This window comes from Mesorhizobium sp. M2A.F.Ca.ET.046.03.2.1, assembly GCF_003952425.1.
Classification (GTDB): Bacteria; Pseudomonadota; Alphaproteobacteria; order Rhizobiales; family Rhizobiaceae; genus Mesorhizobium.
Window position 1 is genome coordinate 2,529,226 of sequence record NZ_CP034449.1, and the last position, 23,422, is coordinate 2,552,647.

The 23,422-nt window shown below is 64.6% G+C and carries 18 protein-coding genes; 10 read left to right on the forward strand and 8 right to left on the reverse strand.

Annotated features, from left to right (window positions below; all coding sequences use genetic code 11):
* Nucleotides 1-376: 376 nt before the first annotated feature.
* Together EJ072_RS11995 and EJ072_RS12000 are read left to right on the forward strand one after the other, a co-directional pair.
* The gene (locus tag EJ072_RS11995) at nucleotides 377-1,426 is read left to right on the forward strand and encodes a GTP-binding protein (RefSeq protein ID WP_126079883.1); all 1,050 of its coding nucleotides are present in this window, start codon (nucleotides 377-379) and stop codon (nucleotides 1,424-1,426) included.
* A gap of 146 nt (nucleotides 1,427-1,572) precedes the next feature.
* The gene (locus EJ072_RS12000) at nucleotides 1,573-2,547 is read left to right on the forward strand and encodes a WD40 repeat domain-containing protein (RefSeq protein WP_126079884.1); all 975 of its coding nucleotides are present in this window, start codon (nucleotides 1,573-1,575) and stop codon (nucleotides 2,545-2,547) included.
* On the opposite strand, the gene EJ072_RS12005 is transcribed toward EJ072_RS12000, so the two are convergent.
* Nucleotides 2,548-2,994 carry a hypothetical protein gene (locus EJ072_RS12005; RefSeq protein ID WP_126079885.1) on the reverse strand — a complete coding sequence of 149 codons (447 nt, stop codon included), beginning with the start codon at nucleotides 2,992-2,994 and terminating at the stop codon, nucleotides 2,548-2,550.
* A gap of 144 nt (nucleotides 2,995-3,138) precedes the next feature.
* Between EJ072_RS12005 and EJ072_RS12010 the strand changes: the two genes are divergently transcribed.
* The 4 genes from EJ072_RS12010 (at nucleotide 3,139) to EJ072_RS12025 (ending at nucleotide 8,732) form a co-directional block, all read left to right on the forward strand.
* On the forward strand, nucleotides 3,139-4,521 hold the full coding sequence (locus EJ072_RS12010) for an aspartate aminotransferase family protein (protein WP_126079886.1): 1,383 nt from the start codon (nucleotides 3,139-3,141) through the stop codon (nucleotides 4,519-4,521).
* 11 nt (nucleotides 4,522-4,532) lie between these two features.
* Nucleotides 4,533-5,939, forward strand: coding sequence for a glutamine synthetase family protein (locus EJ072_RS12015; protein WP_126079887.1), 1,407 nt, complete (start codon nucleotides 4,533-4,535; stop codon nucleotides 5,937-5,939).
* Between the two features lie 88 nt (nucleotides 5,940-6,027).
* Entirely contained in the window at nucleotides 6,028-7,263 is a 1,236-nt protein-coding gene (locus EJ072_RS12020; RefSeq protein WP_126079888.1) for a putative DNA modification/repair radical SAM protein, read from the forward strand.
* A 2-nt stretch (nucleotides 7,264-7,265) separates the two neighbouring features.
* The gene (locus tag EJ072_RS12025) at nucleotides 7,266-8,732 is read left to right on the forward strand and encodes a UdgX family uracil-DNA binding protein (protein ID WP_126079889.1); all 1,467 of its coding nucleotides are present in this window, start codon (nucleotides 7,266-7,268) and stop codon (nucleotides 8,730-8,732) included.
* Between the two features lie 273 nt (nucleotides 8,733-9,005).
* Here EJ072_RS12025 and EJ072_RS12035 read toward each other — a convergent pair whose 3' ends face one another.
* The 4 genes from EJ072_RS12035 to EJ072_RS12050 all read right to left on the reverse strand — a co-directional run bounded on the left by EJ072_RS12035 (nucleotide 9,006) and on the right by EJ072_RS12050 (nucleotide 13,530).
* The gene (locus EJ072_RS12035; protein ID WP_126079890.1) at nucleotides 9,006-10,265 is read right to left on the reverse strand and encodes a glycerate kinase; all 1,260 of its coding nucleotides are present in this window, start codon (nucleotides 10,263-10,265) and stop codon (nucleotides 9,006-9,008) included.
* A complete protein-coding gene (locus EJ072_RS12040) occupies nucleotides 10,262-10,765 on the reverse strand; it encodes a heme-degrading domain-containing protein (protein WP_126079891.1) in 504 nt (167 codons plus the stop codon). The genes EJ072_RS12035 and EJ072_RS12040 overlap by 4 nt, the downstream gene beginning before the upstream one ends.
* 219 nt (nucleotides 10,766-10,984) lie before the next feature.
* Complete coding sequence (guaD, locus tag EJ072_RS12045; protein WP_126079892.1) at nucleotides 10,985-12,301, reverse strand: guanine deaminase; 1,317 nt, start codon at nucleotides 12,299-12,301, stop codon at nucleotides 10,985-10,987.
* A 2-nt stretch (nucleotides 12,302-12,303) separates the two neighbouring features.
* Complete coding sequence (locus EJ072_RS12050; protein ID WP_126079893.1) at nucleotides 12,304-13,530, reverse strand: urate hydroxylase PuuD; 1,227 nt, start codon at nucleotides 13,528-13,530, stop codon at nucleotides 12,304-12,306.
* 132 nt (nucleotides 13,531-13,662) lie between these two features.
* Between EJ072_RS12050 and EJ072_RS12055 the strand changes: the two genes are divergently transcribed.
* The 3 genes from EJ072_RS12055 (at nucleotide 13,663) to EJ072_RS12065 (ending at nucleotide 17,216) form a co-directional block, all read left to right on the forward strand.
* Nucleotides 13,663-14,583 carry a LysR family transcriptional regulator gene (locus EJ072_RS12055; RefSeq protein WP_126079894.1) on the forward strand — a complete coding sequence of 307 codons (921 nt, stop codon included), beginning with the start codon at nucleotides 13,663-13,665 and terminating at the stop codon, nucleotides 14,581-14,583.
* A 423-nt stretch (nucleotides 14,584-15,006) separates the two neighbouring features.
* Nucleotides 15,007-15,969: an LLM class flavin-dependent oxidoreductase gene (locus EJ072_RS12060; RefSeq protein WP_126079895.1), complete on the forward strand. Its 963-nt coding sequence runs from the start codon at nucleotides 15,007-15,009 to the stop codon at nucleotides 15,967-15,969.
* Nucleotides 15,966-17,216: an LLM class flavin-dependent oxidoreductase gene (locus EJ072_RS12065; RefSeq protein WP_126079896.1), complete on the forward strand. Its 1,251-nt coding sequence runs from the start codon at nucleotides 15,966-15,968 to the stop codon at nucleotides 17,214-17,216. Before EJ072_RS12060 ends, EJ072_RS12065 begins: the two co-directional genes overlap by 4 nt.
* Before the next feature lie 63 nt (nucleotides 17,217-17,279).
* Here EJ072_RS12065 and EJ072_RS12070 read toward each other — a convergent pair whose 3' ends face one another.
* The 3 genes from EJ072_RS12070 to xdhB all read right to left on the reverse strand — a co-directional run bounded on the left by EJ072_RS12070 (nucleotide 17,280) and on the right by xdhB (nucleotide 21,974).
* On the reverse strand, nucleotides 17,280-18,110 hold the full coding sequence (locus tag EJ072_RS12070; RefSeq protein WP_126079897.1) for a PhzF family phenazine biosynthesis protein: 831 nt from the start codon (nucleotides 18,108-18,110) through the stop codon (nucleotides 17,280-17,282).
* A gap of 421 nt (nucleotides 18,111-18,531) precedes the next feature.
* Complete coding sequence (xdhC, locus tag EJ072_RS12075) at nucleotides 18,532-19,548, reverse strand: xanthine dehydrogenase accessory protein XdhC (RefSeq protein WP_126079898.1); 1,017 nt, start codon at nucleotides 19,546-19,548, stop codon at nucleotides 18,532-18,534.
* A gap of 62 nt (nucleotides 19,549-19,610) precedes the next feature.
* The gene (xdhB, locus tag EJ072_RS12080) at nucleotides 19,611-21,974 is read right to left on the reverse strand and encodes a xanthine dehydrogenase molybdopterin binding subunit (RefSeq protein WP_126079899.1); all 2,364 of its coding nucleotides are present in this window, start codon (nucleotides 21,972-21,974) and stop codon (nucleotides 19,611-19,613) included.
* Nucleotides 21,975-22,118: 144 nt separating this feature from the next.
* On the opposite strand from xdhB, the gene EJ072_RS12085 reads away from it, so the two are divergent.
* Complete coding sequence (locus tag EJ072_RS12085) at nucleotides 22,119-23,282, forward strand: IS4 family transposase (protein WP_126078352.1); 1,164 nt, start codon at nucleotides 22,119-22,121, stop codon at nucleotides 23,280-23,282.
* Nucleotides 23,283-23,422 lie beyond the last annotated feature (140 nt).

Genomic DNA, 23,422 nt, shown 5'->3' on the forward strand with positions numbered 1-23,422 from the left:
TCTTCGGCCGAACCGGCGCGGCCAGCATAGAGGCTGTCCGGCGGTTGGCAAATGACGATCCCTAAGAAACCGGCTTGCGGAACGCTTTGCCGGCAAGCATTGCGGTGTTCGCGCAGGTGATGCCAGATGTTTATTTCAGTTAGATGACAAACGACTTTTGCGCAGGCGGGATTCAAAGCGGAAGCCGATCAGGGCTGCCTGTCGCTGCCGCGGCTCCCGCCTTTGGCCGGCCTCGACCGCGGCCAATTCCTCCTCGCCGCCATTCCGGTCAGAGGGTCCGCCTGGCCCATCGGTTTGGCGCGTGCAAAAGCGCGACGCCCATCCTATATGAGGCCGACAATGCAGATTTTTCGAGGCCAAGATTTCGAGGCAAGTCATGAGCGATGCACAAACGCAAATCCCCGTAACCGTTCTCACCGGCTATCTCGGCGCGGGCAAGACGACGCTGCTCAACCGCATCCTGTCGGAGAACCACGGCAAGCGCTACGCCGTCATCGTCAACGAGTTCGGCGAGATCGGCATCGACAACGACCTGATCGTGGAATCCGACGAGGAAATCTATGAGATGAACAATGGTTGCGTGTGCTGCACGGTGCGCGGCGACCTGATCCGCGTCGTCGAGGGCCTGATGAAACGGCCGGGCCGCTTCGACGCCATCGTCGTCGAGACCACCGGTCTCGCCGACCCGGTGCCGGTGGCGCAGACCTTCTTCATGGACGACGACGTGCGCACCAAGACCAAGCTCGACGCGGTGGTGGCGCTGGTCGACGCCAAGCATTTGCCACTGCGCCTCAAGGATTCCAAGGAAGCCGAGGACCAGATCGCCTTCGCCGACGTGGTGGTGCTGAACAAGACCGATCTAGTCACGCCGGAAGAGCTGGAAAAGGTCGAGGCGACGATCCGCGCCATCAACCCGGCGGCAAAGATCCATCGCACGCAGCGGTCCGGCGTGGCGCTCGACGAAGTGCTCGACCGAGGCGCCTTCGATCTGTCGCGCGCGCTGGAGAGCGATCCGCATTTCCTCGAGGCGCATGATCACGACCATGACTATGATCACGACCACCAGCATCATGACCATGACGGGCACGATCATCATCACCATCATGACCATGCTTCCGACATCCATGACGTGACGGTGAAGTCGGTGTCGCTGCGCGGCGGCGAGATGGACCCGAAGAAGTTTTTCCCCTGGATCGAGAAGGTGACTCAGATGGAAGGGCCAAACATCCTGCGGCTGAAGGGCATCATCGCGCTCAAGGGCGACGAGGACCGCTACGTGCTGCAGGGCGTGCACATGATCCTCGAGGGCGACCACCAGCGCGCCTGGAAGGACGGCGAGAAGCACGAGAGCCGGCTGGTCTTCATCGGCCGCGATCTCGACGCCGAGCGGTTGCGCAAGAGTTTTGAAGCCTGCCAGGCGGCTTGATTTTTCGCCGGCCTCCCCTTCTCCCACAGGGGGAGAAGGGAGAGCCGCAACGCCGGCGCCCTTCCTTATAGCGATTCCAAGCATGGGTTGAGACCCTCAGCTCGACCCCTTATGGGAAGGGCATTGATCTCGAATGGACCGCCCCTATGCCCACAGTCGCCCCGCTTGATCTCGAAGGCCATTGCGTCGCCGCCGTCTTCCTCAACGACGTGCCGCATTTCGCTTTGGCCGACGGCGTGATCCACCGCCTGGAGAATGGGCAGAAGACGGTGCAGGCCAATGACGGCCTGCTTGCCGCCTTCCATGACGCGGCCAACGACCGGCTGATCACCGGCGGCGAAGACGGCAAGGTGTTTGCCGTCAAGGCCGGCGGCAAGGTGAGCGAACTGGCGAGCGCCGGCAAGAAGTGGGTGACCAGCGTCACCGCCGGACCGCAGGGCGCCATCGCCTACGCCTCCGGCAAGACCGCCTTCGTGCGTTTCGCCGACGGCAAGATCAAGGAATTCGCTCATCCGCGCTCGGTGGAAGGGCTTGTCTTCTCGCCCAAGGGCATGCGTTTCGGCGTGGCCCGTTACAATGGCGCGACGCTGCATTTTCCGGCGGCCGAAGGCAAGCCGGTGGAGCTCGAATGGGCCGGCGCCCATACCGGCATCACCTTCTCGCCGGATGGCGCCTTCCTGGTCACCACCATGCAGGAAAACGCGCTGCATGGCTGGAAGCTCGCCGACGGCAAGCACATGCGCATGTCAGGCTATCCCGGCAAGGTGAAGAGCCTGTCCTGGAGCGTGAAGGGCAAATGGCTGGCGAGTTCGGGCGCGCCGGCGGCGATCGTCTGGCCGTTTCAAGCCAAGGACGGGCCGATGGGCAAGGCGCCGCTGGAACTCGGCACGCGCGGCAACACGATGGTGACCTGCGTCGCCTGCCATCCGAGCCAGGACGTGGTGGCCATCGGCTATGAGGACGGCATGGTGATCGCGGCGCGCTTTGCCGACGCCAAGGAAGTGCTGCTGCGCCGCCCCGGCAAGGGCGCCATCACCGCCATGATGTGGGACAAGGAAGAGCGCCGCATCGTCTTCGGAAGTGCGGCCGGCGATTGCGGCGTGATTGACATCACCGCCTGATCATTCGGCGCCGCAGGACACATCGCCCTTGAACTCGACTGGATCGCTGCTCGCGCCGGCCGTGCCGTCAGAGACCGCGAGCGTGTAGCGCCCGTTATAGGTGCTTTCGTCGCTGGCCTTGGTCAGGATCGTCAGCTCCACCGAGCGGTAGGTGTCCTTGGCTTCGTGCTCGCGATAAACGAGCAGCCGCAACTCCTCGCCGTCGAGCCAGTATTGCGTAAGGTTCTGGTCCTCGAACACCGTCTTGCGCAGGCTGTCGGTGGCGGGACGGGCCTTGATCTCCAAGTCACCGCGGAAATTGAAGGTCGGCCCGCCCAGGCCACGGGTCACGCCGGCGTCGAGCTGGAAGGCGACCTTGGCGTCATCGACCGAGCACCAGAGGGCGCCGGAGGCGAAACCGCCATTCACTGACGCAAGAAGCACTGCCCCGCAAAGAACTGTCCGCATTTTCCCCTCCTCCATGCCTGCCCGCAATGAGGCCCTGACGGAGGTGCCGGGTCAAGAGCGCTGAGCCAACGCCCGCCGCCGGCGCGGCCAATTGCGGTTTTGCTAGCCGGTTGGCAGAGTGCCGCGCGAAACACAGGGGTTTTCATGCAGGCATCGGACAGTTCCAGGAATTCCATCGGCGGCATCGACATCGCGCGCATCGCCGAATTGCGCGAAGGGGAAGCGGCCGCCTTCCGCAAAGCGCGGCCGAAATCCGAGGCGAAGCTTGGCAATGGCATCGCCGGCTTCCTGGGCGGCGTGCCGATGCATTGGATGATCGACTGGCCGACACCATTCCCGATACTGGTCGACGGCGCCAAGGGCGCCACCATTACCGATATCGACGGCAACAGGCTCGACGATTTCTGCCTCGGCGACACCGGCTCGATGCTCGGCCATTCGCCGCCGGCGGTCGCGCGCGCGATCCGCCGGCAGGCGGCGCGTGGCCTGACATACATGCTGCCCAGCGAGGATGCGCTGGCGATCGGCCCGCTCCTGCAGCAGCGCTTTGGCCTCCCCTACTGGCAGATCGCCACCACCGCCACCGACGCCAACCGTTTCGCGCTGCGCGTCGCCCGCGCGGTCACCGGGCGCGAGAAGATCCTGGTCTTCAACGGTTGCTATCATGGCTCGGTCGATGAGACGATGGTGCGGCTGATCGACGGCAAGCCGGCGAACCGGCCTGGTTTGGCCGGCGAATTCCGCGATCTCACGCGGGCGACCAAGATCGTCGAGTTCAACGATGTTGCCGCATTGGAAGCAGCGCTCGCGGACCGCGACGTAGCCTGCGTCATCACCGAGCCGGTGCTGACCAATTCCTGCATGGTGCTGCCGGATGCCGGCTTCCATGACGCGCTGCGGCGGCTGACCCGCGCGGCCGGCACGCTGCTCCTGATCGACGAAACCCACACCATCTCCACCGGCCCGGGCGGCTATACGCGCAAGTACGGGCTGGAGCCAGACCTGTTCGTGCTCGGCAAGCCGGTGGCCGGCGGCGTGCCGGCGAGCATCTGGGGGATGAGCGAGGAGGTCGCCACGCGTTACGCCGCCTATAACCGGACCAAGGAGCCCGGCTATTCCGGCATGGGCACGACGTTGTCGGCCAACCCGCTGCAGTTCGCGGCAATGCGCGCGACGCTAGAGGAGGTGATGACGGAGCAAGCCTACGCGCATATGGACCGGCTGGCGCGCCGGCTCGATGCGGGGCTGACCGCCGTCATCCAGCGAAACAAGCTGCCCTGGCATGTCGCGCGGGTCGGCGCGCGCGTCGAATTCATCTGCGCGCCCGGACCGCTGCATAATGGCGCCGAGGCCGAGAAGGCGCATGCGCCGGAGCTCGAAGCCGCCATCCATGTCGCGCTGGTCAATCGCGGCGTGCTGATCGCGCCGTTCCACAACATGATGCTGATCTCGCCGGTGACGTCTTCAGCGCAAGTGAGCCGGCTGATCGCCGCCTTCGCCGCGGTTGCGGCCAGGCTGACGGCGTGAGAAAAGCGGCCATGGACAATCCGAACGCCGTAACAACATCGCCTTCCGGGTCGACGCCCGCCAAGGCGAAGGCCTTTCTCGACGCGCATCCGGAGATCGAGGCGTTCGACATCGTGCTGACCGACGCCAACGGTATCGGCCGCGGCAAGATCGTGCGCCGCCATGAGCTGATGGGGATTTTCGAGAACGGAAGGCACCTGCCTATCTCGATCCTCGGCCTCGACATCACCGGCGAGGACGTGCACGAGACCGGACTGGTGTGGGATACAGGCGACGGCGACCTCAGGGCGTGGCCGATCCCGGGCACGCTGGTGCCGCTCTACGGCACCAATCCGGCGCGCGGCCAGGTGCTGATGTCGATGTACCATCTCGACGGCCAACCGATGACCTCCGACCCACGGCTGGTGCTGGCAAGGCAGGTGGAATTGCTGGCGGCGCGCGGCCTGCATCCTGCTGGCGCTTTCGAGCTGGAGTTCTTCCTGCTGTCCAACGAGCGCGATGCGGATGGCAAGGTGCAGCCTGCCCGCGCGGTGCTCGACGGCCGTCGTTCGGCGAAGACCGAGGTCTATTCCGTCGACCATCTGCATGGCATGGAGCCGCTGTTCTCCGACATCTACGCGGGGGCCAAGGCGCAGGGCATTCCGGCCGAAACGGTCATTTCCGAATACGCGCCCGGCCAGTACGAGCTGACGCTCAACTACCGCAAGGACGTGATGCGCGCGGCTGACGACCTCGTCATGCTGAAGCGGCTGGTCAGGGCGCAGGCGCGGCGGCACGGCGTCACCGCCTGCTTCATGGCCAAGCCCATCGAGTCCTATGCCGGCTCCGGCATGCATTTCCACGTCTCGCTGCAGGACGATGCCGGCCGTAACGTCTTCACCGAGGCCACCGGCGAGAAATGGTCACCGAAGCTGCTCAACGCGCTTGGCGGCCTGATCCACACCATGGCGGAATCGATGCTGGTGTTCGCGCCGCACGCCAATTCATGGCGGCGCTTCGTTTCGCAATCCTACGCGCCCGTGGCGCCGACATGGGGCGTCAACAACCGCTCGGTGGCGCTGCGCGTGCCGGCGGGCGACGCCAGGAACCGCCGCATCGAGCACAGGCCGTCGGGCGTCGACGCCAACCCCTATCTGGTAGCGGCGACGGTGCTGGCCGGCATCGTCAAAGGGCTCGACGAAGGGCTGGATCCGGGGCCAGAGACCACCGGGAACGGTTACGAGCAGCCGAGCGAAAGATCGACCATGCCGGCCGACTGGCGCGCCGCGATCGAGGCGGCCAGGGGATCCGATTTCCTGAAATCGGCGCTGGGTCCCGACCTGCACCGGACCTTCGTGGCGATCAAGCAGGCCGAATATCTGCGCGTCGCGCGCACGGTCAGCGAATTGGACTACCACCTCTATCTGCACGAGGTGTAAGGCGGACGACACGCGCGTGGCGATCACGTGTTGCCGCGGACAATCAAAAGTTATAGCCAATTGCATTTCTGGAACATATCATGAACAAATGGCTGTGCTTTCCGTCCGCGAGAAACTGGCGATCCTGTCCGACGCCGCCAAATACGACGCTTCCTGCGCATCGTCCGGCTCGGCGAAGCGCGACTCGCTGAGATCGGGCGGCATCGGCTCGACGGAGGGTTCCGGCATCTGCCATTCCTACGCGCCGGACGGGCGCTGCATCTCGCTCTTGAAAATCCTGCTCACCAATTTCTGCATCTATGACTGCAGCTATTGCATCAACCGCTCGTCCTCGAATGTGCGGCGCGCTCGCTTCAGCGTCGATGAGGTGGTGAAGCTCACCATGGATTTCTACCGCCGCAACTACATCGAGGGGCTGTTCCTGTCCTCTGGCGTCATTCGCTCGCCGGACGAGACGATGGGCGAGATGGTCGAGGTGGCACGCAGGCTCAGGATCGAGGAAAAGTTCGGCGGCTACATACACCTCAAGACCATCCCCGAAGCGTCTGCCGAACTGATCGAGAAGGCAGGGCTTTATGCCGACCGTTTGTCGATCAATGTCGAGCTGCCGACGGACGAAGGCGTCAAGAAACTGGCGCCGGAAAAGAAACCGGAAACGATCCGGCTTTCGATGGCCAAGCTGCGCCGCAAGATCGAGGAGAAGGCCGAGCCCACTTTGCAGAGCCGCAGGCGCGAGCGCTTCGCCCCGGGTGGCCAGTCGACGCAGATGATCGTCGGCGCCGACACGACCTCCGACGACGGCATATTGCGCGCGAGCGCCCGGCTCTATGGCAGCTATCACCTGCGCCGCGTCTACTACTCCGCGTTCAGCCCGATACCCGATTCAACATCTTCGCTGCCCTTGCAGAAACCGCCGCTGATGCGCGAGCACCGGCTCTATCAGGCCGACTGGCTGATGCGCTTCTACGGCTTCTCGCAGCCGGAAATCCTGGCCGGCAGCAATGACGGGATGCTCGACCTTGCCATCGATCCCAAGCTCGCCTGGGCGCTGCGCAATCGGGGCCGATTCCCGGTCGACGTCAACCGCGCCGAGCGAGAGGCGCTGCTGCGCGTTCCCGGGCTCGGCACCAAGGTCATCGACAGGATCGTCGAGACGCGCCGTCACCGCCGGCTGCGGCTCGAGGATGTCGGCCGGCTCTGCCATTCGATCGCCAAGGTGCGGCCCTTCATCGTCGCGGAAGGCTGGTCGCCGGGCGCGCTGACCGACAAGGCCGGCTTGCGCCAGGCGATCACCCGCTCCTGCGAGCAGCTTTCCTTGTTCTGACCATGGCAAGAACACAGCTCAACCTCGCCGCTCATGTCGTCCGGCTCGGCAGCCAGACCGATTTTGCCGGCTGGCGCGACGCGGCGCGGCGGCTGGCGACGAACGATATTCCGCCGGAAGATGTCGCGTGGCAGGTCGAGCCGGATCGCGAAGATGGCGCCAGCGATTTGCCGGCTGCGCAAGCCGATGCGCGACTGGTCGTGCCGCGCGACTTCATCGAGCGAGCCGAGACGGTGATCTGCCATTGCGACCCCGAGCGCTTCGGCTTTCTCTACCGGCTGCTCTGGCGATTGCGCTCGGAGCCGAAGCTGCTTTCGATCGCCACCGATCCCGATATCCGGCGGCTGGAGGCGATGGAGAAGGCCGTGCACCGCGACATCCACAAGATGCGCGCCTTCGTGCGCTTCCGAAAAATCGGCGAAGGCCCGGACGAGCGTTATGTCGCATGGTTCGAGCCCGACCATTACATCGTCGAGCGCAATGCCGATTTCTTCGTGCGTCGTTTCACTGGCATGCGCTGGACGATCCTGACCCCGCATGCCTCGGCCGACTGGGACGGCGAGAGGCTGGCGATGGGGCCGGGTGCGGCCAAGCGCGACGCGCCGGCGGAAGACGATGCCGAGGCGTTGTGGCGGACCTATTTCGAAAACATCTTCAACCCGGCCCGCCTCAAGGTGAAGGCGATGCAGAAGGAGATGCCGAAGAAATATTGGCGGAACCTTCCCGAGGCCTCGCTCATTCCAGATTTGATAGCAGGAGCGGACAAAGCCGCGTCAGACATGATCGCCCGGATGCCAACCAGCCCAGCACCGCATCATGCCAAGGTGAAGGCCAAGCACTGGCCCACGCCCGAGCCGTCCGATGTGGCGGCGCCTGAGGCCGACGATATTCCGGAGCTGCGCGAGGAGGCGAAAGGCTGCCGCCGCTGCCCGTTGTGGCGCGATGCGACGCAGACCGTCTTCGGCGAAGGGCCAGAAAATGCCGACGTGATCTTCGTCGGCGAGCAGCCTGGCGACCAAGAGGACCTGGCCGGCAAGCCGTTCGTCGGGCCGGCGGGCAAGGTGTTCGACAGCATCCTGGACGACGCCGCGATCGATCGCCACAAGGTCTATGTGACCAATGCGGTGAAACACTTCAAATTCGAGCCGCGCGGCAAAAGGCGCATCCACTCCAAGCCCAATGCCGGTGAGATCCAGGCCTGCCGCTGGTGGCTGGACAAGGAGCTTGACCTGGTCAAGCCTAACCTCGTTGTGGCGCTCGGCGCGACGGCGGCGCAATCGCTGCTCGGCAAGGCGGTGCCGATCACCAAGATGCGCGGCGACGTTGTCGAGCGCGAGGATGGCTTGCGGGTGTTCCTGACGATCCACCCCTCCTTCATCCTGCGCATCCGGGAGCAGGAGGACAAGGAGGCCGAGAGGGAGCGGTTCTTGCAGGATATGCGGAAGGTCAAGCAGCTGATGGGGGCTTGATCGTTCTACGCACCGGATGATGCTGTTGCGGGGTGTGCGGCCTTGGAGATTAGCGGAGACGCCCCACCGCTTCGTCATCCACGGGCGGAGCAAGGAGCGAAGCGACGCAGCGCAGACCCGAGGATCCATGCCGTGACTTAAACGCGCCGCGACGGTGCAGAATTCTGCTCTGCTGCACTCTTCGGCTAAGGTCACGGCATGGATTCTAGGGTCTACGCGCGTCGCTTCGCTCCTTGCTCCGCCCTAGAATGACGAGCTCTGTGGGGCTCCGCGCTACCTAACCAGAATCGCCCTCAGATCGTTCACGTTCGTCCCCGTCGGCCCCGGCACGAACAAATCTCCAACCGCATTAAATGCCGTCCAGGCGTTGTTACCGGCGAGCATTGCCTTGGCGTCGACGCCTGCCGCGCGCATGCGCGCCACGGTCGAGCCGTCGGCGAAGGCGCCGGCATTGTTCTCCGAGCCGTCTATGCCGTCGGTGTCGGCAGCAAGGGCATGAATGCACTCGACACCGTCGATACCGATGGCGAAGGCGAGCAGGAATTCGGAATTGCGGCCGCCCTTCCCCTTGGCCCGCAAGGTGACGGTGGTCTCGCCACCGGACAGGATCAGCACGGGCTTCTTGAAAGGGCGGTTGCGCGTCGCCACCTCGCGCGCGATCGCGGCGTGGACGCCTCCGACCTCGCGCGCCTCGCCCTCGATGGCATCCGACAGGATGACCGTCTCGATGCCTTGCCGCTTCGCTTCGGCGGCGGCAGCTTCCAGCGAGACGCCGGCCGAGGCGGTCAGGTGCACCTCATTGCCGGCAAAGCGCGGATCGCCGGGACGCGGAGCATCGGCGTCGGGCGACTGGATATGGGCCATGACCGAGGCCGGCAGCTTCATGCCATAAGCGGCGATCGAGGCCAGTGCATCCTGACGGCTGCCGGTGTCGGGAACGGTCGGCCCCGAGGCGACCAGCGCCGGGTTGTCGCCGGGGATGTCGGAGACGACCAGCGACACGACCCGCGCCGGATGCGCCGCGGCAGCCAGGCGTCCGCCCTTGATGGTCGAGACATGCTTGCGGATGGTGTTCATCGCCGCGATCGGCGCGCCGGAGGCAAGCAGCGCCTCGTTGACGGCGATCTCGTCGGCAAGCGTCAGGCCGGGAGCGGGAGACGGCAGCAGGGCCGAGCCGCCGCCGGAAATCAGCGCCACGACCAGGTCTTCCGAAGTCAGGCCCCGCACCTTCTCGAGCAGCCGGCGCGAGGCCTCCAGGCCGGCGGCATCCGGCACCGGATGCGCCGCCTCGATGATCTCGATGCGCTCACAACTGGCGCCATAGCCGTAGCGGGTGACGACCAGACCATCGATGGGACCGTCCCAGACCTTCTCGAAGGCCGCCGCCATCTGCGCCGAGCCCTTTCCCGCGCCGATGACGACGGTGCGGCCTTTCGGCTTAGCCGGCAAATGATTGCGGATCGTCTTTTCCGGGTCGGCGGCGGCGACGGCGGCCTTGAAGATCGAGGTGAGGAAGGTCTTTGGATCGGTCATTTGTCTTCCGGCGGCAATCTGAGCTTGCTCGCATCGACGCCGAGATGCGCGCAGATCGCATCGACCACGACGCCGTGGTCCTCGCGCTCCGGCAGGCCCGAAACGGCGATGACGCCAATGACCCCGGCCCCCTTGACCGTGACCGGAAAGCCGCCGCCGGCCAGCACATAGTCGGCGATGTCAAGCGCTTCGCCGACCTTGAACGTGCGGTCAGGCCGCTGCTGCTCCAGCACAAGGCGATAGGTGCTTCTCAGATAGCGCTTCACGACGTTGATCTTGCGCCGCGCCCAGTCCGGATTGGAGGCGTTGGAGCCCGGCATCGCGGCATAGAAGAGCGGCCGGTCGAAGGTCCTGATGTCGACGATGATCGGCAGCTCTTCCTTCAGCGCCCGATCCCTGATGCCGGAACCGATCTTGAAGGCGACGGCCTCGTCGAAGGCCGGGAAGACCAGCGTGGCTTCCTGTTTCTTGATCAGAGCGATGTCGTCGGCGGTGGCCATGTCTCTTTCTCCGAAAATCGACACCGTCGTTTGTACGACAAGCTCCGTGTGGTCAAGCATCCATCGCGGACGCCCCCTCATCCGGCCTCTTCGCGGCCACCTTCTCCCCGAGGGGAGAAGAGACTGGCGCCAGCGCCGGCTCGCTCCTCTCCCCTCGGGGAGAGGTCGGATTGCCCCGAATTGCGCTTCGCAATTCGGTCGGCAATCCGGGTGAGGGGGTCACCCTGCGACAATCGCGCTCTTCGCCGGACGGCCCGCCAGATAGACCTCGCGCACAACCCGATCGTCGCCCAGCGTCTGCAAGAGGAACAGCTCCTCCGCCAGCGTCTCGACCGTCTCCATCCTGAGCCGCATGCCCGGCGTGGCATGGGCATCGAGCACGACGATGTCGGCATCGGTGCCCTCCTCCAGCGTGCCGACCTTGTCGGCCACCGACAGCGCCTCGGCATTGCCGCGCGTCAATTGCCAGAAGGACTGGAACGGGTTCAGCTTCTCGCCGTTCAGCGCGATCACCTTGTAGCCCTCGTCCATGGTGCGCAGCATCGAATAATTGGTGCCGCCACCGACATCGGTCGCGGCCGCAATCCGAAGCGGCTTCTCGCGCAGACGATAGCGCTGGTAGTCGAACAGGCCGGATCCGAGGAAAAGATTGGAGGTGGGGCAGAACACCGCGACCGAGCCCGATTGCGACAGCGCATCCGCCTCGCGCTCCGACAAATGGATGCAGTGGCCGAACAGGCTCTTTTTGCCGAGCAGGCCGTAATGCTCATAGACGTCGGTGTAGTCGCGCGACCAGGGGTAGAGCTCCTGGGTGAAGGCGATCTCGGCGTGGTTCTCCGACAGATGCGTCTGCATGTGCAGGCCGGGATGCTCGCGGCAGAGCGCGCCGGCCATCTCCATCTGCTCGGGCGTAGACGTAATGGCGAAGCGCGGCGTGATGGCATAGAGCTGACGGCCCTTGCCGTGCCATTCGGCAATCAGCGCCTTGCTGTCGTCGTAACCGGTTTGCGGCGTGTCGAGCACGCCGTCCGGGGCGTTGCGGTCCATCATCACCTTGCCGGCGATGTTGAGCATGTTGCGCTCATGCGACTCGGCGAAGAAGGCTTCCGCCGATGATTTGTGCACCGAGCAATAGGCGGCGACCGTCGTCGTGCCTTGCCGCAGCATCTCGTCGAGGAACAGCCGCGCGATGCGGCGGCCATGCTGGGCGTTCTGGAATTTCGACTCCTCTGGAAAGGTGTATTTGTTCAGCCAGTCGAGCAGCTCGGCGCCGTAGGAGGCGATGATCTGCATCTGCGGCACATGGACATGCGCGTCGAGGAAGCCCGGCAGGATCAGATGCGGACGATGGTCGATCGTCTCGACGCCGGCGCCCGCCTTCTTCGAGACATCCGCATAGGCGCCGGCGGCGACGATCCTGCCATTGTCAATCAGCAGGGCGCCATCCTCCTCGTAGCGCCAGGCGGAATGGTCGTCGATCGTTTCGGGCCAGCGCATGAAGGAGAGCGTACGGCCGCGCAGAATTTTCGCTGTCATGCCTATTTTCCGGCGCCTTCGAACCAGGCGACCAGAAGGGCCCGTTCCTGGTCGGTGATCTGGGTGACGTTGGCGGGCGGCATGGCATGCGCCCGGCCGGCCTGGATGTAGATCTCGCGCGCATGCTCGGCGATGCGCTCGTCGGTGTCGAGCAGCACGCCCTTCGGCGCATGGTAGATGCCTTCATAGACCGGCTCTTCCGTATGGCACATGGAGCAGCGGCCGAGCACGGTGTCGCGCACGGCCGGGAAATGCGCCGAGGCGATATAGACCTGAGCGGCGGCGGAGGCGGCCGAGGTCTTCGGCTCGCCGGTCAGCACCTTCGGGACGGTCGACAGCCAGATGATGATCATGAACAGCACGGCGGCGCCCAGCCAGGTCCAGGTCGGGTTGCCTTTGCGCGCATGGACCGTGTTGAAATAGTGCCGGATCAGCACGCCGATGATGAAGACCAGCGAGGCGATGACCCAGTTGAACTGCGTGCCGAAGGCCAGCGGGTAGTGGTTCGACAGCATCAGGAACAGGACCGGCAAGGTCAGGTAGTTGTTGTGCAGCGAGCGCTGCTTGGCGATCTTGCCGTATCTCGGGTCAGGCTTGCGGCCGGCGATGAGGTCGGCGACGACGATCTTCTGGTTGGGGATGATGACCATGAAGACATTGGCCGACATGATCGTGGCGGTGATGGCGCCGAGATGCAGGAAGGCGGCGCGGCCGGTGAAGAGATGGGTGAGCCCCCAGGCGATGAACACCAGCACGCAATAGAGCACCAGCATCAGCCCAGTGTCGCTTTTGCCGAGCGGCGAGCGGCACAGAAGATCGTATACGATCCAGCCGACGCCGATGGTGGCCAGCGACAAGAGGATGCCGACCGGCGCCGAGATGTTGAGCACGTTGGGATCGATCAGGAAGAGATCGGCGCCGGCATAGTAGACCACGCAGAGCATGGCGAAGCCCGACAGCCAGGTGGCGTAGGACTCCCATTTGAACCAGGTGAGGTGTTCCGGCATCTCGGCCGGCGCCACCAGGTATTTCTGGATGTGGTAGAAGCCGCCGCCATGCACCTGCCATTCCTCGCCGAAGGCGCCGGCAGGCAGGCCGGGACGCTGGCGCAGGCCGAGATCGAGGGCGACGAAATAGAAGGAGGAGCCGATCCAGGCGATGCCGGTGATTACATGCAGCCAGCGGACGGCGAAGCTTAGCCAGTCCCAGAAAATCGCGAAATCCATCATTGAAATCGTCCCTGCCGATGAGAGCGACTTTACGGTGTGCAGCGCAAACGAAAAGAGGCGAGGTGCGCGATGACTTTCAAAAAAAAATGGAAAATACTAGGCTTGCCCCTCATAGCCGTTTGAGAGCCACGCATGGCCTATCTCGACAACATCGCCGTCTTCGTCCGCGTCGTCGAGCTCGGCAATCTGTCGGCGGCGGGGCGTGACATGCGCATTTCTCCGGCCGTCGCCTCCAACCGCATCAAGGAACTGGAAAAGCATCTGGGGGTGCGGCTGTTCAACCGCACGACCCGTCAATTGATGCCGACCGAGCACGGCACAGTGTTCTACACCGGCGCCAAGCAGGTGCTGGATGCCATCACCGAGGCGGAAGCCGCGGTCGCATCGCTGTCCGGCCAGCCGCGCGGGACCATCAGGGTGACGGCGCCGCTCGGCCTCGGACGGCGGCTGATCGCCTCGGGCATCCCGGATTTCCACGACAAATATCCAGATATCGAGGTGCGGCTCAGGCTCTCCGACCACAATGTCGACATCATGAAGGAAGGCATCGACGTCGCCTTCCGCCTCGGCATCATCGAGGATTCGAGCCTCAGGATGCGCGGCATCATGGAATGCGAGCGCGTGCTGGTGGCGGCGCCGAAATATCTGGAAGCGCGCGGCGAGCCCGCCGAACCCCAGGAACTGATCGGCAGGAAACACGACTGCCTGATGCTGCGCTATGCCGGCGCGCGCGAATATGTCTGGACGCTGCAGACGCCCGGCGGCCCGCAGAAGTTCGAGGTGCACGGCCCTTACGACACTGACGACGGCGACGTGCTGACCGGCTGGGCGCTGTCGGGTCGCGGCATCATCAACAAGCCGCGGTTCGAGGTCGAGCCCTTCATCCGCGACCGCCGGCTGAAGGTGATCCTGCCGCAGACGCCGCCAACGCCGGTGCAATTCGCCGCCGTCTATCCGCACAAGAAGCTGCAGGACCCGAAGGTGCGGCTGCTGCTCGACTTCATGGCCGAGCGCTGCCAGCGGCTGATCAAGGATATTCTTGCGGGGAAGTAGTGGTGGCTTGCTCTCGGTTGGCCGAAGCCTCCGCGACGTCGTCATCCACGGGCGGAGCGACGCGAAGCGGCGCGCAGACCCGAGGATCCATTCCGTGACCTTCGACGTGGGGCGCAGCGGAGCAGAATTCTGCCTCGTTGCGCGGCGCCTCGACGTCACGGAATGGATCCTCGGGTCTGCGCCGCGTCGCTTCGCTCCTTGCTCCGCCATAGAATGACGACCGCGAGGAGCGTTCAGGCTAATCGCCGAAACATGTGGCCGCCAACATGACATTCGGGCCAAGGCCTCTGCCTTGATGCAGTCAAAGGCTGGTCGGCATATGACAGCCTCGTGGCCCACTCGATCCGGTTGCCATGCGCGAAGAGCGGCCTAGGTTGGGGGCCAGACGTCTGCCCGATTTTCAGGGCAGCCGAGGGCCGCCACATGCATTTCGCCGTTTCGCTCAACATCGCAGCCACAGGACAAGACGTCCTGGACTTCGGCCAAATCAGCGCCTTCGTACGGCAGGCGGAAGCGGCCGGTGTGGATATGGTCATCATTTCCGACGTCGCGGAGGGACCATCGACCAGCCCGTTCGAAGCGACCACGCTGCTGGCCGCCTTGGCGACGGTGACCTACAGGATTGGCCTCGTCGCCAGCGCCTCGACGCTCGCGCACCAGCCCTACAATCTGGCGCGCCGTTTTGCTTCGCTCGACATCATCAGCCATGGCCGCGTCGGCTGGAACGCGACACTGAGGCAGAACCCGCGCGAGGCGGCGAATTTCAGCCGCCCGGAAGGTTTCTCCGATGGCGATTTTCGCCGTCGCGCGGAGGAATATATCGGCATCGTCCAAGGGTTATGGCGGAGCTGGGACGGCGATGCCTTGCTGTTCGACAAGGCGGGCGGCCGGTTCCACGATCCCGACAGGATGCATATGCTCGACCATAAGGGCGAGTTCTTCGCGGTGCGCGGGCCACTCAATGTCGCGCGTTCGCCTCAGGACACGCCGGTGCTGGTCATGTCCGGTTTGAACGAAACCGATCGAGATTTCGCAAGCCGTGGCGCCGACGTCATTCTGATCGCGGAACAGTCGGCCGACGCTGCCAATGCTGCGACCGCCGACTTGAGACGCCGGGCGCTTGCCGCCGGCCGCAAACCGGAAGGCGTGATGGTGCTGCTGACGGTCGCCATTGAATCCGAGCCGCCTATCGACGGGCTTCGAAGCTTGCTGGGCTCGAGCGGCTGCGACGGCTTCAATCTTGTTTTGCCGGCTGATGTCCCGGCACTTCAGAATTTTACCGACCGTGCCTTGCCGGAGCTCCGACGCGATGGCCTCGCCGGCCGGGGCCAGCAGGGCGCGACGCTGCGCGCCCGTCTTGGCCTCGGCACAGGAGGCGCAAAATGACCGCGCGCCGGATGAAGCTCGGCCTGTTCTTGTGGGCGACCGGACACCACATCGCCGCCTGGCGCCATCCGGACGCGCATGTGACGGCCGGTATCGACATCGAGCATTACATTCAACTTGCCCGCACTGCTGAAGCGGCGAAGTTCGACATGGTGTTCTGCGAGGACGCCGCCGGCCTGCGCGAGGCCAATGTCAACATTGCCAGCCAGACGTCACGCTCGATCGGCTTCGAGCCGATCAGCCTTCTTTCAGCCCTGGCCGTCCAGACCGAGCGCATCGGCCTGGTTTCCACGGCATCGACCAGCTACAACGAACCCTATGGGCTGGCGCGAACCTTCGCCTCGCTCGACAATCTGAGCGGCGGGCGGGCCGGCTGGAACCTCGTCACCTCGGCCAGCCCGATCGAAGCGGCGAATTTCGGCGCGACGGGGCTGCGGCCGCATGCCGACCGCTATGCGCGGGCGTGCGAGTTCGCCACGGTGATCACCGGGCTCTGGCACCGCAAGCCGGCCGGCCATGACGGCGAAAGCTTCTCGGTGCGCGACCCGCTCGACGTCCCGCCCTCGCCGCAGGGCGCGCCGGTGATGGTGCAGGCCGGAGCATCGGACGACGGCAAGGATCTGGCCGCGCGCACCGCCGATGTCGTGTTCTCGGCCGCGCAGACTTTCGAGGAAGCCAGGGCCTTCTATGACGATCTCAAAGGGCGGCTCGCCGCCTATGGCCGCCAGCCGGACGATGTGAAGATCATGCCCGGAGTGGCGCCGATCGTGGCCGCCACGAAAGCCGAGGCACAGGCGAAATACGATGCACTGCAGGAATTGATCCCCGACGATGTCGGCGTGGCGCTGCTCTCCAGCTATCTCAGCATTTCCGATCTTGGGCGCTACCCGATCGATGGGCCGCTGCCCGAGCTGCCGGAGAGCGAAGGCATGAAGAGCCGGCAGGCGCTGGTCATCGAACAGGCGCGCCGCGACGGGCTCTCGATCCGCGAGCTGGCGCGATACTTTGCCGGCGCGCGCGGCCATTGGCGGATTGTCGGCACTGCCGAAGAGATCGCCGACGAATTGCAGGAGCGTTTTGAAGGCGGCGCCGCCGACGGTTTCAACGTCATGCCGTCCTGGTTCCCGGGCGAGCTCGACGCCTTTGCAACGCTGGTGGTGCCGGAGTTGCAGCGGCGCGGCCTGTTCCGCAGGGACTATGAAGGCCGCACGCTGCGGGACCATCTCGGCCTCAAGCGGCCTATCTAAGATTCTTGGTTTCGCAATTCCGGACGGAAAACCGCGGCGCACTTTTCCTGGAATTGCTTCAGCTCAGTCCATTAGCTGCGCCGTTCCGGACACCCGGATCGAGCTGCCAAGCGTCGGCGGAATATCGGCATGGAGGCGCGAGCGCATGCCCATATCCTCGCCCTGGACGATGTCGATGGCGCCGCCATGCGGCCAGCCGAGATCGCGCAGATAGCCGGCAAAGGCCGCGGTCGCCGCCCCTGTCGCCGGATCCTCGTAGACACCGCCGGAAGCAAAAGGATTGCGCGTGTGGAAAATGCGCGGCGTCTCGGCATAAGCGAGCAGGATCGTGACCAAGCCTTCGCGCCGCATGAAGGACTGGCCCTGCTTCAGGTCATAAGCCATGGCGGCCAATGCCTCACGCGACCTCAGCGCCAGCACGAGGTGGTCGGCGCCGCCGTGGATCAGGGCTGGCGGAATGGCCGGATCGAGATCACCCGGCTGGTAGCCGAACAGCGCCAATGCCTCGCCGGCCAGTTCCGACGAAGCCGGCCCGCTGCGCGTCGGCGGCGACTGCAGCGCGGCGGCGACGTTGGCGCCGTTGCAAAAACCTTCGACGGTGATGTTCGCCTGATTGAGGATCAGCGCGAAGACCCCGTTGCCAAACTTCCTGACTAGCGCCGCACCGAGCGCAATGGTGGCATGGCCGCAGAACGGCACTTCCGATTCCGGCGAAAAGTAGCGGACACGCCAGCTATCGCCCTCGGGCGCGGCGAAAGCGGTTTCGGAGAAGCCGATTTCGGCCGCGACGCGCTGCATGTCGGCCGTATCCGGCAAGGCCTCGCCGATCACCACGCCGGCGGGATTGCCACCGGTGTTGCCGTTCGAAAAGGCTGCTATGCGCAGAATGTCCATGTTTCTCGCCTCGTATTGGTCAGGCGCGCAGAAAACACGGTTCAAAGTCTGTTGGGAAACGAAGAAAGCGACGAGCAGCTGTGAGCGGCAGTCATAGCCGCGTATCTTTGCTGCCAACTCCTCGACACGGGGATTTAAGGCAGCAGGCAAGATTTACACCGTTCGAAATCAGCGCAAGTGCTGGGGATTAGGCCCCAAACTTCGTCATCCCAGGGCGAAGCAGGAGCGCAGCTCCGTCGCGGAGACCCTGGGATCCATGCCGTGACCTTGATCGGGAGGTGCAGTGGCGCAGAATTCTGGATCGTTGCGACGCATCGAAGTCACGGAATGGATCCTCGGGTCTGCGCTGCGTCGCTACGCTCCTTGCTTCGCCCGTGGATGACGAAGTGACGGGCGTTCCTGGCCAATCGCCACGGCAAGGTCAGCCGGCCATCACCTTTTCGGCGCTGGCAGCGCCTGGCGCATCGGAGGCATGCGCGACCAGCGCCGTCATGATCTCGGCGGCGGCGAGCGCGGCAATCACCGGGGGCCGCTTATCCTTAACGGCATTGCCGCCGATCGGCGAGACAAGGCGGTCGAACTCGGCTTCGCTGCCATCGGCGGACTTCAGGAACCAGCTCCTGAAGGTGGCTTTCTTGGTCTTCGAACCGATCATGCCGACATAGGCGGTGTCGTCGCGCTTCAGCGCCTCGGCGACGATCAGGAAATCCAGGGCGTGATCGTGGGTCAGGATGGCGAAGGCTGAGCCGGCCGGCGCCTCGCGCACCACGGTTTCGGGCATCGGCGTCAGCCGGGTTTCCACCGTTTCCGGCATGCCTTCCAATGCCTCGGACCGGGTCTCGACGACGACGACGTGGATCGGCAGCAGCGCCAGCGACGCGGCAAGCGCCTGGCCGACATGGCCGCCGCCGAAGATATAGACATGCGGCAGATGCGCCTCTTCCGATTGAGCGTTGGCGATCAGTTGCTGCTCCAGCGAGCCGTCGACGAGGCGGATCAGCACCTCGACGCGGCCGCCGCAGCATTGGCCGATCTCCGGCCCGAGCGGGACGTCGAGCGTGGCGCAAACTTCATCGACCTCGATGCGGGCCTCTTTACCCTCCCCCTCGTGGGGAGGGTCGGAGAGCAGGCGGCGCGAAGCGGCGTTTGCTATCCGGGGTGGGGGCACGGAGACGCCGCGGCCCCCACCCCGGCCGACTTCGTCGTCCGACCCTCCCCACGAGGGGGAGGGTGAGGAGCGCAGAATCTGCCGCGCCTTGTCGATCGCCATATATTCGAGCTGGCCGCCGCCGATCGTGCCGAAAATGGCCGATGTCGAGACGAGCATGAAAGCGCCGGCCTCGCGCGGCGTCGAGCCTTTCGTGGCCGCGACCTCGACGAGGGCGACCCGGCCGGTTTGGCCGAGGAACGCCTTCAGATCTTGTACTTTCGAGTTCATCGTCTGCATTTCCATCCCGGAAATATAGCGTTTTGCGCCTCGATTTGCACGTTTAGGCGCATTCAGGCCGGCTGCGTGGCCTCCCGCTTCAGCCTCTCGATCGCCATCAAGACACGCTCCGGTGTCGCCGGCGCGTCGAGGCGCGGACAGATCCTGTGGTCCGCGACGCTCGCGACGGCGTCGGAAAGCGCATGCAGAACCGACATGCCGAGCGGGAAAGGCGGCTCGCCGACGGCCTTGGAGCGATGCACGGTCGGCTCGTTCGCCTCGGACCAGTCGGCCAGCGTGACGTTGAAGACTTTTGGACGGTCGGAGGCGAGCGGGATCTTGTAGGTCGACGGCGCATGAGTGCGCAGGCGGCCCTTGTCGTCCCACCACAGTTCCTCGGTGGTCAGCCAGCCCATGCCCTGGATGAAGCCGCCTTCGACCTGGCCGAGGTCGATGGCGCGGTTCAGCGAACGGCCGGTTTCATGCAGGATATCGGTGCGTTCGACCACATATTCTCCGGTCAGCGTGTCGACCGAGACTTCCGAGCAGGAAGCGCCATAGGCGAAGTAGTAGAACGGGCGACCTTCGCCCTTGTCGCGGTTCCAGTGGATCTTCGGCGTCTTGTAGAAGCCGGCCGCCGACAGCTGGATGCGGGCCATATAGGCCTGCTTGACCAGATCGCCGAAGGGTATCTCCTGGTTGCCGATGCGGACGCGGTTGGGCAGGAACAACACCTGGTCGCGCGGCACCTGGTATTTTTCCGAGGCGAAGTTGGTCAGCCGGTCCTTGATCTGGCGGGCGGCGTTCTGCGCCGCCATGCCGTTGAGGTCGGAACCGGACGAGGCGGCGGTCGCCGAGGTGTTCGGCACCTTGCCGGTGGTGGTCGCGGTGATCTTCACCTGATCGAGGTCGATCTGGAACTCCTCGGCCACCACCTGCGCCACCTTTAGGTAGAGGCCCTGCCCCATCTCGGTGCCGCCATGGTTCAGATGCACCGAACCGTCGGTGTAGACATGCACCAGCGCGCCGGCCTGGTTGTAGTGCGTGGCGGTGAAGGAGATGCCGAACTTGACCGGCGTCAGCGCCAGCCCGCGCTTGATGAAGCGGCTGTTGGCGTTGAAAGCGCTGATCTCGCGCCGGCGCCGCGCATAGTTCGAGCTCGCCTCCAGCTCGGCGATGATGCGCTGGATGACATTGTCCTCGACCGTCTGGTGGTAGGGCGTGACGTTGCGGTCGCCCTCCTTGTCACCACTTGCGCCATAGAAGTTCTTCTTGCGGATCTCGAGCGGGTCCTTGCCGAGGGCAAAGGCCACCTCGTCGATGACCCGCTCTGCGCCGACCATGCCTTGCGGGCCGCCGAAGCCGCGAAACGCGGTGTTGGAGACCGTGTTGGTATAAAGCGGCGCTGACTGAGCGTGCACCGCCGGCCAGAAATAGGTGTTGTCGCAGTGGAACAGCGCGCGGTCGGTGACCGGGCCGGAGAGGTCCGACGAAAAGCCACAGCGCGCAGCAAACATGAAGTCGACGCCGAGGATGTTGCCGTCGTCGTCGAAGCCGACCTCGTAGTCGATCAGGAAATCATGCCGCTTGCCGGTCGCGGTCATGTCGTCGTCGCGGTCCGGCCGGATCTTGACCGCACGATGATGGCGCTTGGCCGCGATCGCGGCGAGCGCCGCGAACTGGTTGCCCTGCGTTTCCTTGCCGCCGAAGCCGCCGCCCATGCGGCGGATTTCCACCGTGATGGCGTTGCTCGGGATACCCAGCGCATGGCTCACCATATGCTGGACTTCGCTCGGATGCTGGGTCGAGGAATAGATGGTGACGTCCTGGTCCTCGCCGGGGACGGCCATTGCGATATGGCCTTCGAGATAGAAGTGCTCCTGGCCGCCGAGGCGCATCTTGCCCTTGAGCTTGCGGGGCGCTGCCTTGATCGCCGCCGCCGCGTCGCCGCGCCTCAATGTGAGCGGCGGCGTGACAAGCTTGTCCTTGCGCGGGTCGAGCGCGCCTATGTCGGTGACGAAGGGCAGCTGCTCGTACTCGACCCTGGCCAGCCTGGTGGCGCGGCGGGCCTGCTCGCGTGTCTCGGCGATGACGCAGAAGATCGGCTGGCCATAGAACTCAACCTTGCCCTCGGCGAGCACCGGCTCGTCATGGCGGCCGGTGGGCGAAATGTCGTTTTCTCCCGGCACGTCCTTTGCCGTCAGCACATCGACGACGCCAGGCGCGGCGCGCACGGCCGAGAGGTCCATCTTCGTGATCGTCGCATGCGTCGCGGTGGACAGGCCGAGGCAGCCATGCAGCGTGCCGGCCGGCTCCGGCATGTCGTCGATATAGACCGCCGTGCCGCTGACATGCTTGTGCGCGGATTCGTGGCGCTGGTCGCTGGCGACGCCACCCGAGATCTTCTGGGCCTTGAGGTTAGGGACGTGCTTGGTCATTCAGCCTCCTTTCCTTCTCCCCGTTCACGGCAGGGCTGTCCGGGGAAAGGTTCGGGTGAATCGAAATGCCGCATGTGCATGCCCCGTAAGACGGGGATTTTCCGTCTACCTTCTGGTTGTCGAGACTCAGAAAGGGAACGGGGCATGCGCTTTACGCCTAGCATTCTTGGCAAGCTGGTTGAACCGATCAATCGTCGCCGCTTCCAGACGATTGTGGATAGCCATGACGGGGATGCGTATGACAAGTCGTTCAAGAGCTGGGACCATCTCGTGGTGTTGATCTATGCTCAGCTCAGCGGCGCGACGAGCCTTCGCAGCCTGCAAGCCGGCTGGAACGCCAACTGCCAGCACCATTACCACCTCGGCAGCGACCTGTTGCGGCGCTCGACCTTGTCGGACGCCAACCGGCGCCGCCCTGTAGCCGTCTTCGCCGAGACGTTCGCCCTGCTTGCAGGCCAACTCGACCGGCAGATGCGTCGCGAAGGCAGTGCCATGCTGCGGCTGATCGATTCCACGCCCATCCCGCTCGGCAAGCTTTGCGACTGGGCCAAGTCGAACGGCCGCATCCGCGGCATGAAGCTGCATATCGTCTATGATCCAGACAGCGACTGTCCGCGCGTCCTCGACATCACCGATGCCAACGTCAACGACGCCCAGATCGGCCGCACCATCTCTATCGAAGACGGTGCGACCTACGTGTTCGACAAGGGTTACTGCCACTACGGCTGGTGGACGGCGATCGCGGCGGCGCAAGCCTTCTTCGTCACCCGGCCCAAAACCAACATGGGGCTCAAGCTGGTGTGCGATCGTCCCCTCGCAGCCATGCACGGCGATGGCTTCACCGTGCTTGAGGATGCCGAGGTGAGCTTTGCCAGCAAAGGCGATTCCAAACTGCCGATCCGCTTGCGTCGCATCATCGTGAAGCGAGACGAAGGCGACACCATCACGCTGCTGACCAACGATCTCGAGCGCTCGGCCGCCGACATAGCAGCCCTCTACAAGGGGCGCTGGCAGATTGAGCTCCTGTTCCGCTGGATCAAGCAGCACCTCAAGATCCGTAAGTTCCTCGGCAACAATGACAACGCCATCCGCCTGCAGCTCTTCGCCGCCATGATCGCCTATGCGCTGTTGCGCATTGCAGCGCGCGCATATCGCGTTGCACTGCCGATCCTGCGCTTCACCGACCTGGTGACACGATGCCTGTTCGAGCGGCGCCACATCGCCGCCATCGACAAACCGCCGCCCGTCAATCCAAGTCGAAGGTACCCCCGCTGCTCTCCCGATCAGATGAGCCTCGACTATGTCTAACTTTCCCCGGACAGCCCTGCGTTCACGGGGAGAAGGTGGCCCGAAGGGTCGGATGAGGGGCGGCGCTGACGTCGACGAGTTTGCAGAAAACGACCGGTGCCGGCGCCGCCCCTCATCTGCCTGCCGGCATCTTCTCCCCG